Here is a 17,008-nt window from a genome sequence, read left to right as displayed (position 1 = left end):
GCTATCCCGAATTGCGGATCAGCTACCGCCCCGCCGGCCCGCTGCCGCGGGTGCGGCGGGCGACTGCCAAGCTCCAGGCGGCCGGAACCTACGCCACCACGGTGACGCATCCGGCCTTCTTCCGCCATTACCTGACCCGGCAGCTGCAACCGCTGATCGACGATTACGGCATCCAGATCGAGGTCGGCCTGAGCGCTCAGGAAATCCCCTATCCCTACGTCCTGGAGGCAGGCCTCGATGCCCGCGGGAGCGCGGTGGACGGCGCCGAGCTCGCCACCTACTTCCCCGTTCCGCTCCTGTCGCTGGTGGGCGATGAGATCGCCGACGGCACCTTCGATCTCGTCCACGGCGAGCCGCTGCCGCTGGCTCTGTTCGACGCGGTGCGGGTCGATTACTCGCTGCGCCGCCTGGTCCATTACACCGGCTGCGACTGGCGCGAGGTCCAGCCCTGGATCCTGCTCACCAACTATCACCGCTACGTCGACCAATTCGTCCGCCACGGGCTCGAGCGCCTGGCCTCGGGAGAGGAAGGCTTCGAGCGGCTGGTCCTGCCCGGCGGCATCTCCGTAAGCCGGGCGGAGGCGGCCACGGCCGATCCCGCCGCGGTGATCGCCGCCTCGCCGTGGCACCGGCACCAGATGCCGGCCTATCACCTCGTCGCCCGGGGCGCCGACGGCACCATGCAGGGCACGAGCCTGGTCAATATCGGGGTCGGCCCCTCGAACGCGAAGACGATCACAGACCATCTGGCGGTGCTGCGCCCGGATTGCTGGCTGATGGTCGGCCATTGCGGCGGCCTGCGCCAGTCGCAGACCATCGGCGATTACGTCCTGGCCCACGCCTATCTCCGCCGCGACCGGATTCTGGACGAGCTTGTGCCGCCGGACGTTCCCGTGCCGGCGCTCGCCGAGGTTCAGGTCGCGCTCCAGAGCGCCGCCGCCTCGGTCACCGGCGAGCAGGCTGACGCGCTCAAGCGCCGCCTGCGGACCGGCACGGTGGTCACCTACGACGACCGCAACTGGGAGCTCCGGTTCAGCCAGGAGCGGCGGCGGATCAATCAGTCGCGCGCCATCGCGGTGGACATGGAGAGCGGCACCGTGGCCGCGCAGGGCTTTCGCCTGCGCGTGCCGTATGGGGCGCTGCTCTGTGTTTCCGACAAGCCGCTTCACGGCGAGATCAAGCTGCCCGGTGCCGCGAACGCCTTCTATGACCGGGCGGTCTCCGAGCATCTGCGGGTTGGGCTGGCGGCCCTCGACGCGCTGCGGGCAGACCGGCACGGGCTGCATTCGCGCAAGCTGCGCAGCTTCGACGAGCCGCCGTTCCGCTAAAGCGCGTTCGCCCGTACATACGGACAAGCTTTCGCGGGATTTCGGGGCTGGATTGCCGAACAGCGACGGACTGACACGCCACGATCAATCATCGAACGTGGATACGGGAGATCGATGGCACGTTGAAAAGTCATACTCCTCTCGAGGATTGGACTTTTCAATGAAGCGCTTTGCTTTCGCATCGACGGCACTTTTGGCGGCCTTCGCCTTCGTTCCTGCGAGCGCCGACGCCCGCGGGTTCGGCGGCGGCGGGTTTCACGGCGGCGGGTTTCACGGCGGCGGGTTCGGCGGTGGCGGCTTCCATGGTGGTGGCTTCGGCGGCGGCGGGTTCCGGGGCGGTGGACTGGGCGGTGGCGGACTTGCTGGTGGCGGTTTCCGCGGCGGCGGTCTGGGTGGCGGCGGATTCCGCGGTGCTGGTCTCGCCGGCGGCGGGTTTCGCGGTGCGGGTGTCGGGGCACCGGGGATCGGTGTCGGCCGGGGCTTTGGCGGTAGCGGTTTCCAGCGCGGCGGCGCCGTCTATGGTGGGCGCGGCGTGATCGGAAACCGCGGCTTTGCCGGTCGGGGCTACGCCAATCGCGGCTCTTACGGGCGGGGCTATGGCGGCGGCTACGGTCGCGGCCTCGGTTACGGTCTGGCCGGCGTCGGACTTGGACTGGGCGTTGGCTACGGCTTAGGTGGTTTCGGCTACGGCTATGACGATAGCTGCGCCGGCGGTTACGGCTACGGCTACGATCCGGCCTATTGCAGCACCTTCGGTTACGGCTACTGAGCGCCGCGCGTTTCGAAGCGGCCTCACGACGGAAAAGCCCGGCCGGCATCGGCCGGGCTTTTCCATGTCCGGTCCCGTTCTCCGGACCCGCAGCCTTCGTCTGCGGCGAAGGCTGCGTCGCGGACTCCCGAATTGCGAAGCGTTCCAAACCGGCTCATGCCTGCGGCCGCACGAGGCGCGGGGGGAGTGGATGAGCGGGGCGGCGGTTATCCCGGCGACAGCGGCGCTGCTGGTCCTGTGCATGGGCCTGTGGGCGACCGCGCTTCTGCCCGAGATCGTCACCGCGCTGGCCTTCTTCGGGCTGGCGATGCTGCTGCGACTCGGCAGCGCCGCGACGGTGTTCTCCGGCTTCTCGGCCGCAGCCTTTTGGCTGGTCCTGTCCGGCATGGTGGTGGGCCAGGGCATGACCCGCACGGGCCTCGGCGCCCGGATGGCCCGGGCGCTGGCCGGGCGCCTGTCCGGTTCCTACGCGTATTTCATCGCGGGTCTGGTGATTTTGAGCTTCCTCATCGCCTTCGTGATGCCATCCAACCTCGGCCGGATCGCCCTGATGGTCCCGGTGACGCTGGCGCTCTGCGACGGGTTCGGGCTGGTGTCCGGCCGGCCGGGGCGGACCGGTGCCGTCCTGGCGGTGGGCGTGGCGACCCCGATCCTGTCGGCCGCGATCCTGCCGGCCAACGTGCCGAACCTCGTGATGGCCGGCTCGGCCGAGCAGGTGCTCGGCCTGCACCTCTCCTACCTGTCCTATCTCCTCCTGCACGCACCGGTCCTGGCGCTGGTCAAGGGCGTGATGCTGGTGGCTCTGATCGTGCGGCTGTTCCCCGACCGCCTCAGCCACGGCGCTCAGGCCCTTCCGGTGCTGCCGCCCGTCTCCGCGGCGGAGCGGCGCCTGGCAGTGATCCTGGCCTGCACCCTGGCCCTCTGGGTCACCGACAGCCTGCACGGCCTCGCCCCGGCCTGGGTCGGGCTCGCGGCCGCCGTGTTCTGCCTGCTGCCGCGGATCGGGGTCCTGCCGGCCGAGTCGTTCCAGCAGGTGAACCTGCGGACCTGCTTCTATATCGCGGGGCTGCTCGGCTTGGTCGCTTTGGTCAACGAGACCGGGCTCGGGGCGCGGTTGGGCCATGGGCTGCTCGCGGTGGCGCCGCTCACCCCCGATGCGCCGACCCAGAATTTCGCGGTGCTGACCGGCATCAGCACCCTCATGACGCTGCTGGTCACCGCCAACGGCGCGCCGGCCCTCTACACGGCGCTGGCGGGAGAGATGGTTCAGGCCAGCGGCCTCTCAGCGCTCGCCGTCGTGTCGATCCAGGTGATCGGCTACTCGACCCTGTTCTTCCCCTACCAGGCCCCACCCATCGTCTTCGCCAGCGAGCTCGGCGGCGTGCGCCTGCGGGACGCCACCCGACTCACCCTGGCCTTCGGCCTGGCTTCGCTCGTGGTCGCCGCACCCCTCGATTACGCCTGGTGGCGTCTGCTGGGGCAACTCAAGTGACAGATCCGCCGCTCTATCAACACGCGCTCTGCATTGCGCCGCAGCATGACACATTGCGGCTTGCCGCCGGAGGCACTAGCGCTACCACCAGATTAGAGACGGTCCAGTTCGCAGCTGCGAGGCTTCAACCCAATGGCACCCACCGCGCGCCCGACAGTGGCACAGCCGCTTTCACCGCATCTCCAGATCTATCGCTGGACCTGGACGATGGCGATGTCGGTGTTTCACCGTATTACCGGCACCGCGCTCTATGGCGGGACTGCGCTGGTGGCGATCTGGCTCGTCGCGCTTGCATCCGGGCCGGTTGCCTATTCCTACGTGGCCGGCGTCTTCGGCTCGATCTTCGGCCGGCTGATCTTGTTCGCCTACACCTGGGTGCTGATGCACCACATGCTCGGCGGCCTACGCCACCTGGTCTGGGATACGGGCGTCGGGTTCGACCGGGAGAAACGCCTGAGCATGGCGCGCCTGACGCTGATCGGGTCCGTCGCGCTCACCATCGTTATCTGGGCGGTCGCCCTTCTGGTCCGCTGAGGAGGCTGGCATGGCTAAGGAAGAGATCCGCCAGGACACCCGCGTTTCCATCCGCACCCCGCGCGCGCGCGTCCGCGGCCTCGGCGTCGCCCATCACGGCGCCAGCCATTGGTGGCAGCAACGGGTGACCGCGGTCGCGAACGTCGTCCTGATGCTGGCCTTCGTGGTGATTGTCGCCAGCATGGCCGGTCGGGGCTACGTCGAAGCGACGCATCTGATTGCGAAGCCCCTGGTCTCAATCATCCTGATCCTGGCGCTGTTGTCGGTGACCATCCACATGCGGATCGGCATGCAGGTGATCATCGAGGATTACGTGCACGGCCAGGGCACGAAGATCGCCGCGGTGTTCGCCAACAACGCCTACGCGGTCCTGGTGGCCGTGGCCTGCCTCTACGCGGTCCTGCGCATCGGCTTCGGACAGCCGGCCTGAACCCCGCCATCACGCATTTCGAGGAGCCGATCATGGCCGCCAACGGCACAAACGGCAGCGGGCCTGCCTACACCATTCACGATCACGCCTTCGACGTGGTGATCGTCGGCGCGGGCGGCGCGGGCCTGCGCGCCACCGTCGGCTGCTCCGAGGCCGGCCTGCGCACCGCCTGCATCACCAAGGTGTTCCCGACCCGCTCGCACACCGTGGCGGCGCAGGGCGGCATCTCGGCCTCGCTCGGCAATATGGGCCCGGACGATTGGCGCTGGCACATGTACGACACCGTGAAGGGATCGGACTGGCTCGGCGACCAGGACGCGATCGAGTACCTCGTCCGCAACGCCCCGGCCGCCGTATACGAGCTCGAGCATTGGGGCGTGCCCTTCTCCCGCACGGAAGAGGGCAAGATCTACCAGCGCCCGTTCGGCGGCATGACCACCGATTACGGCAAGGGCACCGCCCAGCGGACCTGCGCGGCGGCCGACCGGACCGGCCACGCCATGCTGCACACCCTCTACGGGCAGGCGGTGAAGAACCAGACCGACTTCTTCATCGAGTATTTCGCCCTCGACCTGATCATGGACGAGGAAGGCCGCTGCCGCGGCGTCATCGCCCTCGACCAGGCCACCGGCGAGATCCACCGGTTCCGCGCCCAGCAGACCATCCTGGCGACGGGCGGCTACGGCCGCGCCTACTTCTCGGCGACCTCGGCCCATACCTGCACGGGCGACGGCAACGCCATGGTTCTGCGCGCCGGGCTGCCGCTCCAGGATATGGAGTTCGTGCAGTTCCACCCGACCGGCATCTACGGCGCCGGCTGCCTGATCACCGAGGGCTCGCGCGGCGAGGGCGGCTACCTGACCAATTCCGAGGGCGAGCGCTTCATGGAGCGCTACGCCCCCTCGGCCAAGGACCTCGCCTCGCGCGACGTCGTCTCCCGCTCCATGACCATGGAAATCCGCGACGGCCGCGGCGTCGGCAAGAACAAGGACCACATCTACCTGCACCTCGATCACCTCGACCCGAAGATCCTGCACGAGCGCCTGCCGGGCATCTCGGAAAGTGCGAAGATCTTCGCGGGCGTTGACGTGACCAAGGAGCCGATCCCGGTCATCCCGACCGTGCACTACAACATGGGCGGCATCCCCACGAACTATCACGGCGAGGTGCTCACCCTCCGCGACGGCAACCCCGACACGGTGGTGCCGGGCCTGATGGCGATCGGCGAGGCGGCCTGCGTCTCGGTCCACGGCGCCAACCGCCTCGGCTCCAACTCCCTGATCGACCTCGTGGTGTTCGGCCGTGCCGCCGGCAAGCGCTGCGCCGAGATCGTCGAGCCGAACGGCCGGGCCCAGGAACTGCCCAAAGGCGCCACCGACAAGGCGCTCGAGCGCCTCGACCGCTTCCGTCACGCCAACGGCTCGACGCCGACCGCCGAGCTGCGCGCCGAAATGCAGAAGACGATGCAGAACAACTGCGCCGTGTTCCGCACCGGCGAGGTTCTGGAGGAGGGCAAGGGCCTGATCCACAAGGTCTGGAACGCCGCCGCCGACGTGAAGATCGCCGACCGGTCGCTGGTCTGGAACACCGACCTCCTGGAGACCCTGGAATTCGACAACCTGATCGGCCAGGCGGTTGTGACGATGGAATCGGCCGTTAACCGCAAGGAATCCCGCGGCGCCCATGCCCGCGAGGATTTCCCCGATCGCGACGACAAGGAGTGGATGAAGCACACCCTCTCCTGGCTCGACGAGGGCCGGCACCAGGTCAACATCGATTATCGGCCGGTGCACACCTACACGATGTCGAACGAGATCCAGTACATCGAGCCGAAGGCGCGCGTGTACTGAGGCCAACCATCACGATGCACGTGCCGATGCGCGGCGCGTGCATCCCCTCAGACCGGTTTCCGGTTCTGACCGATATTGCCGGATATGATCGCAATGGCCCAGTTCAACCTTCCGAAGAACTCTCAGATCACGCAGGGCCGCACCTGGGCGCCGCCGCCCGGCGCCAAGAACCTGCAGACATTCAAGATCTACCGCTGGAACCCGGATGACGGGGCCAACCCGCGGATCGACACCTATCAGGTCGATCGCGACGATTGCGGTCCGATGGTGCTCGACGCGCTGCTGTGGATCAAGAACAGGGTCGATTCGACCCTGGTCTTCCGCCGCTCCTGCCGCGAGGGCATCTGCGGCTCCTGCGCCATGAACATTGAGGGCCAGAACGCGCTCGCCTGCACAATGGGCATCGACGAGTGCAAGAGCCCGGACAACGCTCTGCCGGTGATGACCCGCAAGGACAAGGACGGCGCGGTTCGGATCTACCCGCTGCCGCATATGCCGGTGCTGAAGGATTTGGTCCCGGACCTGACCAACTTCTACGCTCAGCACGCCGCGATCGAGCCCTGGCTGCAGACCGAGACGCCCGCCCCCGAGAAAGAGTGGCGCCAGACCCCCGAGGACCGGTCGAAGCTAGACGGCCTGTACGAATGCATCCTGTGCGCGTGCTGCAGCACGTCCTGCCCGAGCTACTGGTGGAACGGCGAAAAGTTCCTCGGCCCGGCGGCGCTGCTGCAGGCCTATCGCTGGCTGATCGATTCGCGCGACGAGAACACCGGCGATCGGCTCGATGCCCTGCACGATCCGTTCCGGCTCTACCGCTGCCACACGATCATGAACTGCGCCAACACCTGCCCCAAGAGCCTGAATCCGGCCAAAGCCATCGCCGAGATCAAGAAGATGATGGTCGAGCGGGTGGTCTGACCGCACACCGGTGAGGCGCCCCGGCCACACCGGGGCGAAAAGGCCGCTCCTCCGCAGCGGAGTCGGGGGCGGCCCGGGCGGCCGCCTTGCGGTCAGCGCATTTGGCACGGAGTCAGGGGTGAAGCGCCATCGCGCGCGACCCCAAGCCTGATCCAAAGTGGTCCGATGCTGCGCCCGAGCCTGCCGATCTTCGCTGCCCTCTGCCTGAGCGCCACTCTGGGCGCCTGTGCGACGACCCGTCTGGAGAGCCCGAGGGGCCGGACGCCGTCTCAAGCGTCCCTGGATGCCGTACAGGCGGTTCCCTCAGGGACCGTGACGGCGGCGCCGCTCGCGCCCCCGCCCGGTGCGAGCGCGAGCCCCGACGCGCCGCCCCCGCCCGGCGCCCAGGCGAATGCCGCGCCGAACGGGCCGACGGTGATCGCTGAGCCGGTGGCGCCGCCCGCGCCGCCGCCGCCGGTGGTCACGAGCGGCCGCGCCTCGGTGGTCGGCAGCTGGGATGCCAAGGACGCCACGGGCGCGAGCTGCAAGGTTACCCTGTCCAGCGCGCCGGCCCTCGACCTCTACAAGGCCTCGGCTTCCGGCTGTCCCAACAAGGACCTGGCACGGGTCTCGGCCTGGGACTTCCGCGACGGCGAGGTCTATCTCTACCAGCCGGGCGGCACCGTAGCGGCGCGTCTGCGCCAGGGCAGCGGCGCACTTGAGGGAGCGCTGACCAAATCGGGGGCCACGCTCGCTCTGGCGCGCTGAGCCGGACCGCAGGGCCGCGCATGTGAAGAGGGATCGGCCGAGACGGGCCGGTCCCGCATAAGGAATACTTTCTGGACTTCCGGCGCCGCGACGACCGCGCGCGCTTGGCGGCCAGCGCACCGCCCTTACATCAGGGTTTCCCACAGCGGTGCGCCCCGAACATATGTTTTTGAATTGGCTTGAGCGCCGGGTCGATCCGTTCGCGCCCTTCGACGAGACGCGAACCCCGCCGCAGACGGTCCTGGGTTTCGCCGGCTTCTACCTGCGCCCGATTCGGGCGGCCCTGGCAGCCCTGTTCGTCATCGCGGTCGTCGCCGGGACCGTCGAGGCCTCCCTCTACCTGGTGATGCGCTGGTTCATCGACCTGCTCGCCACCGCCGACCGGGCCACCGTCCTCTCTGACCACGCTGTCGGGCTGAGCCTGGTATTCCTGCTGATCGCCCTGGTCCGGCCGCTCTCGATCTGGCTGCACGAGGTGCTGTCCAACCAGCTGATCGTGCCGCAATCGACCAGCCAGATCCGCTGGCGGGCGCATCTCTACACCCTGGGGCATGCGCTCTCGTACTTTCAGGGCGACTTCTCCGGTCGGCTCGCCAACCGGGTGGTGCAGGTTGGCCCGGCGGTGCGGGAGCTGGCGGTCGTGTTCATCGACACGCTGCTCTACGTGGCGATCTACGCCGTGACGGCGGTCGGTCTGTTCGGCTCGATCTCGCCCTGGCTCGCCCTGCCGGTGCTGGTCTGGATCGCCGCCTACGCCGCCCTGACGACTTGGTTCGTGCCCCGGGCCCGCGCCCGCTCGCACAAGACCGCCGACACCCGCTCGGTGCTGATCGGCCGCATCGTCGACAGTTACACCAACATCCTGACCGTAAAGCTCTTCGCCCGTGACCGCGAGGAGCGCGCGACGGTGCGCGACGCGGTTGAGGTCCATACCGATGCCTATCTGTACCAGTTCCGGCTGGTAACCCTGACCACGAGTCTGCTCGGGCTGCTGAACAGCACGCTGCTGATCGCCACGGGCGCGGCCTGCCTGATCCTCTGGCGCGACGGCGGCATGACCACCGGCGAGGCTTCGGCCGGGCTCGCTTTGATCCTGCGCCTCATCGCCATGTCGGGTTGGGTGATGCAGACGGTCCGCGGCGTGTTCGAGAATGTCGGCGTCATCCAGGAGAGCATGCAGACCATGGCGCGGCCGCACGCCCTGGTCGATGCTTCGGAGGCCCGGGACCTCGTCGTCAGCGGCGGCGAGATCCGGTTCGAGAATGTCGGATTCCATTACGGCCGCGGCGACGCCACGGTAATCGAGGATTTCAGCCTGACGATCCGCCCCGGCGAGAAGGTCGGACTGGTCGGGGTGAGCGGCGCGGGCAAGTCCACCCTGGCGAGCCTGCTGCTGCGCCTCTACGAGGTCGAGAGCGGGCGCATCCTGGTCGATGGCCAGGACATCGCCACCGTGACGCAGCAATCCCTGCGCGAGGCCATCGCCATGGTCAGCCAGGACACGTCGCTGCTGCACCGCTCGATCCGCGAGAATATCGCCTACGGCCGTCCGGGCGCCACGCAGGAGCAGATCGAGCGCGCGGCGAAACTGGCCCATGCCGACCGGTTCATCGCCGATCTCATCGATCACAAGGGCCGACGGGGTTACGACGCCCAGGTCGGCGAGCGTGGGGTCAAGCTCTCCGGCGGCCAGCGCCAGCGCATCGCGATCGCCCGCGTGATGCTGAAGGACGCGCCGATACTGATTCTCGACGAGGCGACTTCGGCCCTCGACAGCGAGGTCGAGGCGGCGATCCAGGACTCGCTCGACACGCTGATGGCCGGCAAGACCGTGGTGGCGATCGCCCACCGCCTGTCGACCATCGCGGCGCTCGACCGCCTCGTGGTGATCGACCGCGGCCGAATCGTCGAGGAGGGCACCCATGCCGAGCTCGTCGCCCGCGGCGGCGTCTATGCCGGGCTCTGGGCCCGCCAGTCGGGCGGCTTCCTGGACGGTGGAACGGCGCAGTTCGACGACGCCGTGGCGTAGCGATGCGGCCGAACCGGCATTCGGCAACATATGACAACGATCGTGACCTAACTCCCTCGCGAGGCGCTCCATGGCAGCTTGACTTGGGGGTGGCACACGGTCTCATTGCTCAGATTAGAACGATAATGCTTTGATCGCGGCCCGGCCGGGAAATCAGGGCAGGGCACCTGCGGCCCTCACGCCAACGCACGGAGTTCCGAATCTTGGCGACCACCTCCGCCACTGCTCCCGCGACCCGGGATGGCAGCGCCCGAACGGACGGCCCCCACGAAGGCAGCCGCCGTGATTTCCTGTTCCTCGCCACCGGGGCCGGACTCGCGGTCGGGGCCGCCGCTACGGTCTGGCCGCTGATCTCGTCCATGGCGCCCGATGCCGAGACGATCGCGGCCGGCGCGCCGATCGATGTCGATCTGACACCGATCCAGGACGGCCAGATCATCAACGTGTTCTGGCGCGGCAAGCTGATCTTCGTGCGCAAGCTCACGGCCAAGGAGGTGACCGACATGCAGGCGGTCCCGCTCTCAGCCATGATCGACCCCGCTGCGTTCCCGACGCGGGTCAAGAACGGCCACGACCAGTGGCTGGTCGTCTACGGCAACTGCACGCATCTCGGTTGCGTGCCGATCGGCCACCAGGGCAATTTCGAGGGTTGGGCCTGCCCGTGCCACGGCTCGCAATTCGACGCGGTCGGGCGCGTCCGCCACGGGCCTGCGCCCATCAACCTGCCGATCCCGCCCTACGCCTTCGAGACGGATACCAAGATCCGGATCGGCGAGGGTGGCAAGGAAGCGGCGTGAGAAGGACGCGGACATGAGCGGAACTGCCAGCACCTACGTCCCGAAGAGCCGCGTCGCCAAGTGGTTCGAGGCCCGGCTGCCCATCGTCGGGCTCGTCCACTCCTCGTTCGTGGCGTTCCCGGTCCCGCGGAACCTCAACTATTTCTGGACCTTCGGGGCGATCCTCATCGCCTTTCTGGGCATCCAGATCGTCACCGGTGTCTGGCTGGCGATGCACTACGAGCCTTCGGCGACGGGCGCGTTCAACTCCGTCGAGAAGATCATGCGCGATGTGAATTACGGTTGGCTGCTGCGCTACGCGCACGCCAACGGCGCGTCGATGTTCTTCGTCGCCGTCTATCTGCACATGTTCCGCAACCTCTATTACGGATCCTACAAGGCTCCGCGCGAGGTGCTCTATATCCTCGGCGTGATCATCTACCTGCTGATGATGGCCACCGCCTTCCTGGGCTACACGCTGCCCTGGGGCCAGATGAGCTTCTGGGGCGCGACGGTCATCACCAACATCCTGGCAGCGATCCCGGTGGTCGGCGACACGATCCAGACGCTGCTGTGGGGCGGCTACTCGGTCGGCAACCCGACTGTGAACCGCTTCTTCTCCCTGCATTACCTGCTTCCGTGGATGATCGCCGGCGTTGTCGTCCTCCACGTCTGGGCGCTGCACGTCACGGGCCAGAACAATCCGGTTGGTATCCCGATCAAGTCGGGCAAGGACGCTGTGCCGTTCACGCCCTATGCGACCATCAAGGACTTGTTCGCAGTCTTCGTGTTCATGATCCTGTTCGCGTGGTTCCTGTTCTACCAGCCGAACTACCTAGGCCACGCCGACAACTACATCGCGGCCAATCCCGCGGTAACCCCGGCGCACATCGTCCCCGAATGGTATTTCCTGCCGTTCTACGCGATCCTGCGCGCGGTCCCGAGCAAGCTCGGCGGCGTGATCCTGATGTTTTCCGCGGTTATCATCCTGGCCTTCGCGCCGTGGCTGGATACGTCGCGGGTTCGGTCCTGCAACTACCGGCCGATCTACCGGCAGTTCTTCTGGGTGTTCATCGGTGCGACCCTGCTGCTCGGGTGGCTCGGATCGCAGCCGCCCGAGGGGGGCTACGTCCTCGCCGCACAGGTCTGCACGGCCTACTACTTCGCGCACTTCCTGATCGTGATGCCCCTCTGCGGCCTGTTCGAGACGCCGAAGGCGCTCCCCGGGTCGATCCTGGAGAGCGTCACCGGGCCAGGCAAACAGGTGAGTGGATCGGGTATGCCGGCGGGCGCCGCCGCTGCTCCGACCACCAAAGGCTGACGGGCTGACGACGGAACCATGATGATGACCCGCGTCTTCTCGACCACCGCCGCCGTCGCTCTCGCGGCGCTCCTGTTCGGCGCCGCGCCAGCCTCCGCAGAGGACGGGCATGGCGGCCCGATCCCGGGCCGCGTGAACTGGAGCTTCGCCGGCACGTTCGGCCGGTTCGACACCGCGCAGCTGCAGCGCGGCTTCCAGGTCTACAAGGAAGTCTGCTCCTCCTGCCACTCGATGAAGCTGGTCGCCTTCCGCAACCTCGCTCAGGAAGGCGGGCCGCACTTCTCAGCAGCCCAGGTCAAGGCCCTGGCCGCGACCTATCAGGTCAAGGATGGTCCGAACGATTCCGGCGAGATGTTCGACCGGCCCGGCCGGCCGGCCGACACGTTCCCGCCGCCCTTCCCGAACGACCAGGCCGCGGCGGCCGCCAACGGTGGCAAGGCGCCGCCCGATTTCTCGGTGATCGCGAAGGCGCGGACCTATTCCCGCGGCTCGCTCTACTTCCTGACCGACTGGCTGCCGTTCGTCGGCTATTCCGAGCACGGGCCCGACTACATCCATGCCCTGCTCAACGGCTACGAGGAGCCGCCGAAGGACTTCTCCGTTCCCGATGGCGGCCACTACAACAAGTACTATCCCGGCCACATCATCGCGATGCCGCCGCCGATCACGGACGGACAGGTCACATACGCCAAGGGCGAGGACGGCCAGCCCGTGGTCCCCGAGACGGTGGACCAGTACGCGAAGGACGTCTCCGCCTTCCTGATGTGGGCGGCGGAGCCGCACATGATGGATCGCAAGGCTCTGGGCTTCCGGGTGATCCTGTTCCTGATCGTGATGTCGGGGCTGCTCTACTACGTGAAGAAGAAGATCTGGGCCGATGTCGGCGGCGAGGTCCACGGCCTCCAGCCGGAGCTGCACAAGACCTTCTGAGCCGGCTCCGCACCACCTTTGCCGGATGGGCCTCCTTCGGGGGCCCATCTTTTTTGGGCGGGGGCTGCGTGCTACCGCTCGGCGAACGCGGCCGTCCGCCTTCCGGCTGGGCGGATCCCATACACCCCCTCATCCTGAGGTGCCCGCGCCAGCGGGCCTCGAAGGAGGGGTCCAGGGATCGCTTCGCGGTATGGAGGCTCCTTCGAGGCCTCCGCTTCGCTCCGACACCTCAGGATGGGGTGGTGGATGGGATATCCGACGCCCTGGCGGCGGCGCCACGACATGAGGACAAGCGGCATGACGGCAGCGGTGCTCGGAGTTATGGGCGGGTCCGGCGTCTACGATCTGCCGGGGCTTGAGGACGTGCGCGAGGAACGCGTCGCCTCGCCCTGGGGCGAACCCTCGGACGCGCTGCGCATCGGGCGGATCGCGAACACCCGGATCGTGTTCCTGGCGCGCCATGGCCGGGGCCACCGGCTACCGCCGTCCGGCATCAACTACCGCGCGAATATCGATGCGATGAAGCGCGCCGGTGTCACAGACCTCGTGGCGCTCTCGGCTTGCGGGTCGTTTCGCGAGGAACTACCGCCGGGCCTGTTCGTGCTGGTCGACCAGTTCGTCGACCGGACGCATGGGCGTGCTTCCTCGTTCTTCGGCGACGGCTGCGTCGCGCATGTCTCCGTCGCGCACCCGGTCGGCCCGGCGCTGCAGGCGCGGATCGCCACGGCCGCCAAGGCCGAGGACATCGCGGTCCACCGCGGCGGCACCTATGTGTGCATGGACGGGCCGCAATTCTCATCGCTTGCCGAATCCCGCGCCTACAAGGCGCAGGACTTCGACGTGATCGGCATGACCAACATGCCCGAGGCCAAGCTCGCCCGCGAAGCCGAGATCACCTACGCCACGATCGCGATGGTCACCGACTACGATTGCTGGCACCCGGGCCACGATGCCGTGGATGTCGCCGCAGTGATCGCGGTCGCCCGGACCAACGCCGACAAGGCGGCCCGCTTGGTGGCGCGGCTCGCCCGCGACTTCCCGGCCGAGCGTGAGCCGTGCCCGGCGGGCTCGCACCGCGCGCTCGACGGCGCCATCATGACCGCGCCGACCGCCCGCGATCCGGCGCTCCTCGCCAAGCTCGACGCGGTGGCGGGGCGGGTGCTCCAGGGATAGGGCGGCTTCGCCCTTTCCATTCCGGACGAACTCACACTAGAACGCGCTCGCGGCCCCTGGCCGGCCCCGACGCGAAGTCCGAAACAAGATGCGCAGCGCCTCCATTAGCCGGAAGACCGCCGAGACCGATATCGCGGTCAGCGTCGGCCTCGACGGGACCGGGCAATCGAAGATCGCCACCGGCATCGGTTTCCTCGACCATATGCTCGATCTGTTAGCCCGGCACAGCCTGTTCGACCTCGAGGTCAAGGTCGACGGCGACCTGCATATCGACCAGCACCACTCGGCCGAGGATTGCGGCATCGCGCTGGGCCAGGCCTTCGCCAAGGCGCTCGGCGACAAGCGCGGGGTGACGCGCTACGCCGACATCCACCTGCCGATGGACGAGGCGCTGACCCGGGTCTGCGTCGATATCTCGGGCCGGCCGTTCCTGGTGTTCCGCACAACCTTCCGGGTCGAGAAGATCGGCCAGTTCGACACCGAACTGGTGCGCGAGTGGTTCCAGGCCTTCGCGATGAATGCCGGGCTGACGCTGCACGTCGAGACCCTGTACGGCGACAACGCGCACCACATCGCAGAGAGCTGCTTCAAGGGGCTGGCCCGCGCCTTGCGGAAGGCGGTGGCGATCGACCCCCGCGAGGAGGGGCGCGTTCCCTCCACGAAGGGCTCCCTGTAGACCAAGGTTTCGTCGCGCTCCCGAATGGTCGTTCCGGCCGTCGGCGAACGCTCTCACCGGGAGTTCCGCGATGCGGATGCGCAGCTACACGCTCCACCTGCCGGCCGATGCGCGGCCGGGTGAGTCCATCGGCCTGGAGCGGGCGGTGCTCGTGCGGGATGGATTCTCCTGGCCGGCCTTCGCGTTCAGCCTGCTGTGGTTCCTCTATCACCGCCTCTGGATCGCGGCGCTGATCGTGCTCGCCGGCCTGATGGCGCTCGCCGGCCTCGGTCATGCCCTCGGGCTGCCCCCGGGTATTGCCACCCTCGTGACCCTGCTGGCCTCCTGGCTGATCGGCCTCGAAGCGTCGAGCCTGCGCCGCTGGACCCTGGCGCGCCGGGGATGGCCGGCGCGGGACGCTGTGATGGCCGCCACCGCCGAGGAAGCCGAGGCCAAGGCGCTGGGCCGCTGGCTCGACGCCACCGCGCCGGCACCTCGCCCGCCGTTCCCGGCCGGCCCGACCCGTCGCACCGAGCCGGTGATCGGCCTGTTCCCCGCCCAGGAAATCGCCCGGTGAGTGGCAGGTCGAGACGCCCATGAGCACCGAGACGGTCGCGATCATCGATTACGGGTCGGGCAACCTCCATTCGGCCGCCAAGGCGTTCGAGCGCGCAGCCCGTGAGGCCGGGCGCGACACGCGCATCTGCCTGACCTCAGACCCGGCCGTCGTAGCCACTGCCGACCGCGTCGTGCTGCCGGGCGTCGGCGCCTACGCGGATTGCCGGCGCGGGCTCGATTCCGTCCCCGGCATGGTCGAGGCCATGACCGAGGTGGCGCAGGTCGCCGGCCGACCGTTCCTCGGAATCTGCGTCGGCATGCAGCTGCTTGCGAGCCGCGGGCTGGAATACGAGACGACGCCCGGTCTCGGCTGGATCCCGGGCGATGTCGAGCCGATCCGTCCGTCCGACCCGGCGCTCAAGATTCCCCACATGGGCTGGAACACCCTGCGGACGGCGCACGACCACGCGTTGCTCGCTGGCATTCCCACGGGTGAGGACGGCCTGCACGCCTATTTCGTGCACAGCTTCGCCCTCGCCGCGGAATGCCCGGAGGATGTTGTGGCTCAGGCCGATTACGGCGGTCCCGTCACCGCAATGGTCGCCCGCGGCAACGTCGCCGGCACACAGTTCCACCCCGAGAAGAGTCAGCGCCTCGGCCTGGCGCTCATCGCGAATTTTCTGAACTGGCGCCCCTGAACGCGCTCCGGTTTCAGTGAGAAGGAAGACAGCACTCGTGATCCTGTACCCGGCGATCGACCTGAAGGAGGGACGCTGCGTCCGCCTCGTGCAGGGGGACATGGCGCAGGCCAAGATCTTCGGCGACGATCCGGCCGCGCAGGCCGCGACCTTCGAGGAGCAGGGCTTTCCCTGGCTCCACGTGGTCGATCTGGACGGCGCCTTCGCGGGCGTGCCGCGCAACGCCGCCGCAGTCGACGCGATCCTGGCCCGGGTCGGCATCCCGGTGCAGCTCGGCGGCGGCATCCGCGAGATGAAGACGCTGGAGGGCTGGCTTGCCAAGGGCGTCGCCCGGGTGATCATCGGCACGGCCGCGGTGCGCGATCCCGCCTTCGTCCGCGAGGCGGCGCGCCTGCATCCCGGCAAAATCGCAGTGGGCATTGACGCCAAGGACGGGCGGGTGGCCGTCGAGGGCTGGGCGCAGACCTCCAGCATGACCGCCGAGGAGCTCGGCCGCCGCTTCGAGGATGCCGGCGTCGCGGCGATCATCTACACCGACATCGCCCGCGACGGCATCCTGAAGGGTCTCAACGTCGAGATGACCCTGGCGCTGGCCCAGGCCGTGCGCATCCCGGTGATCGCGTCGGGAGGTCTCGCCTCCATCGACGACGTGCACCGGCTGCTCCAGCCCGATTGCGCCCTCATCGCCGGCGCCATCACCGGACGGGCCCTCTATGACGGCCGCATCGACCCGCAAGCGGCGCTCGCCGCCATCGCGCGGGCGCACGGCCCGGCGGCGTGATAGGCTTTTCCGATCGTAG

At 68.2% G+C, this 17,008-nt stretch carries 17 protein-coding genes; all 17 read left to right on the top strand.

Annotated elements, in window-relative coordinates; all coding sequences use genetic code 11:
* A partial coding sequence (locus AKJ13_RS07345) for an AMP nucleosidase (RefSeq protein WP_050732781.1) occupies positions 1-1,328 on the top strand: 1,328 nt, incomplete at its 5' end.
* 160 nt (positions 1,329-1,488) lie between these two features.
* Positions 1,489-2,097, top strand: a complete 609-nt coding sequence (locus AKJ13_RS07340) for a hypothetical protein (RefSeq protein ID WP_050732755.1) — start codon at positions 1,489-1,491, stop codon at positions 2,095-2,097.
* Positions 2,098-2,287: 190 nt separating this feature from the next.
* The gene (locus tag AKJ13_RS07335; protein WP_050732754.1) at positions 2,288-3,589 is read left to right on the top strand and encodes an SLC13 family permease; all 1,302 of its coding nucleotides are present in this window, start codon (positions 2,288-2,290) and stop codon (positions 3,587-3,589) included.
* 132 nt (positions 3,590-3,721) lie between these two features.
* Complete coding sequence (gene sdhC, locus AKJ13_RS07330) at positions 3,722-4,123, top strand: succinate dehydrogenase, cytochrome b556 subunit (RefSeq protein ID WP_050732753.1); 402 nt, start codon at positions 3,722-3,724, stop codon at positions 4,121-4,123.
* Between the two features lie 10 nt (positions 4,124-4,133).
* The gene (gene sdhD / locus AKJ13_RS07325) at positions 4,134-4,553 is read left to right on the top strand and encodes a succinate dehydrogenase, hydrophobic membrane anchor protein (RefSeq protein ID WP_050732752.1); all 420 of its coding nucleotides are present in this window, start codon (positions 4,134-4,136) and stop codon (positions 4,551-4,553) included.
* A gap of 32 nt (positions 4,554-4,585) precedes the next feature.
* Positions 4,586-6,403 carry a succinate dehydrogenase flavoprotein subunit gene (sdhA, locus tag AKJ13_RS07320; RefSeq protein WP_050732751.1) on the top strand — a complete coding sequence of 606 codons (1,818 nt, stop codon included), beginning with the start codon at positions 4,586-4,588 and terminating at the stop codon, positions 6,401-6,403.
* A gap of 93 nt (positions 6,404-6,496) precedes the next feature.
* The gene (locus AKJ13_RS07315) at positions 6,497-7,321 is read left to right on the top strand and encodes a succinate dehydrogenase iron-sulfur subunit (protein ID WP_050732780.1); all 825 of its coding nucleotides are present in this window, start codon (positions 6,497-6,499) and stop codon (positions 7,319-7,321) included.
* Positions 7,322-7,486: 165 nt separating this feature from the next.
* Positions 7,487-8,068 (top strand): AprI/Inh family metalloprotease inhibitor, encoded by a 582-nt coding sequence (locus AKJ13_RS07310; protein ID WP_050732750.1) that lies wholly within the window; start codon positions 7,487-7,489, stop codon positions 8,066-8,068.
* A gap of 163 nt (positions 8,069-8,231) precedes the next feature.
* Positions 8,232-10,097, top strand: coding sequence for an ABC transporter ATP-binding protein (locus AKJ13_RS07305; RefSeq protein ID WP_050732749.1), 1,866 nt, complete (start codon positions 8,232-8,234; stop codon positions 10,095-10,097).
* 203 nt (positions 10,098-10,300) lie between these two features.
* Entirely contained in the window at positions 10,301-10,894 is a 594-nt protein-coding gene (gene petA / locus AKJ13_RS07300) for a ubiquinol-cytochrome c reductase iron-sulfur subunit (protein ID WP_050732748.1), read from the top strand.
* Positions 10,895-10,907: 13 nt separating this feature from the next.
* Positions 10,908-12,194 carry a cytochrome b N-terminal domain-containing protein gene (locus AKJ13_RS07295; RefSeq protein ID WP_050732747.1) on the top strand — a complete coding sequence of 429 codons (1,287 nt, stop codon included), beginning with the start codon at positions 10,908-10,910 and terminating at the stop codon, positions 12,192-12,194.
* A gap of 18 nt (positions 12,195-12,212) precedes the next feature.
* Positions 12,213-13,124: a cytochrome c1 gene (locus tag AKJ13_RS07290; RefSeq protein WP_050732746.1), complete on the top strand. Its 912-nt coding sequence runs from the start codon at positions 12,213-12,215 to the stop codon at positions 13,122-13,124.
* A 297-nt stretch (positions 13,125-13,421) separates the two neighbouring features.
* Positions 13,422-14,297, top strand: a complete 876-nt coding sequence (locus tag AKJ13_RS07285; RefSeq protein ID WP_050732745.1) for an S-methyl-5'-thioadenosine phosphorylase — start codon at positions 13,422-13,424, stop codon at positions 14,295-14,297.
* An 88-nt stretch (positions 14,298-14,385) separates the two neighbouring features.
* A complete protein-coding gene (gene hisB / locus AKJ13_RS07280; RefSeq protein ID WP_050732744.1) occupies positions 14,386-14,973 on the top strand; it encodes an imidazoleglycerol-phosphate dehydratase HisB in 588 nt (195 codons plus the stop codon).
* Between the two features lie 76 nt (positions 14,974-15,049).
* Positions 15,050-15,529, top strand: a complete 480-nt coding sequence (locus AKJ13_RS07275) for a DUF2628 domain-containing protein (RefSeq protein WP_050732779.1) — start codon at positions 15,050-15,052, stop codon at positions 15,527-15,529.
* 19 nt (positions 15,530-15,548) lie between these two features.
* Positions 15,549-16,208 (top strand): imidazole glycerol phosphate synthase subunit HisH, encoded by a 660-nt coding sequence (gene hisH / locus AKJ13_RS07270; RefSeq protein ID WP_050732743.1) that lies wholly within the window; start codon positions 15,549-15,551, stop codon positions 16,206-16,208.
* Positions 16,209-16,245: 37 nt separating this feature from the next.
* Positions 16,246-16,989 (top strand): 1-(5-phosphoribosyl)-5-[(5-phosphoribosylamino)methylideneamino]imidazole-4-carboxamide isomerase, encoded by a 744-nt coding sequence (gene hisA, locus AKJ13_RS07265; protein WP_050732742.1) that lies wholly within the window; start codon positions 16,246-16,248, stop codon positions 16,987-16,989.
* Positions 16,990-17,008 lie beyond the last annotated feature (19 nt).

The organism is Methylobacterium sp. ARG-1 (assembly GCF_001262595.1).
In the GTDB taxonomy this organism is placed as follows: Bacteria; Pseudomonadota; Alphaproteobacteria; order Rhizobiales; family Beijerinckiaceae; genus Methylobacterium; species Methylobacterium brachiatum.
This window is presented reverse-complemented; position numbering and strand designations above follow the sequence as displayed.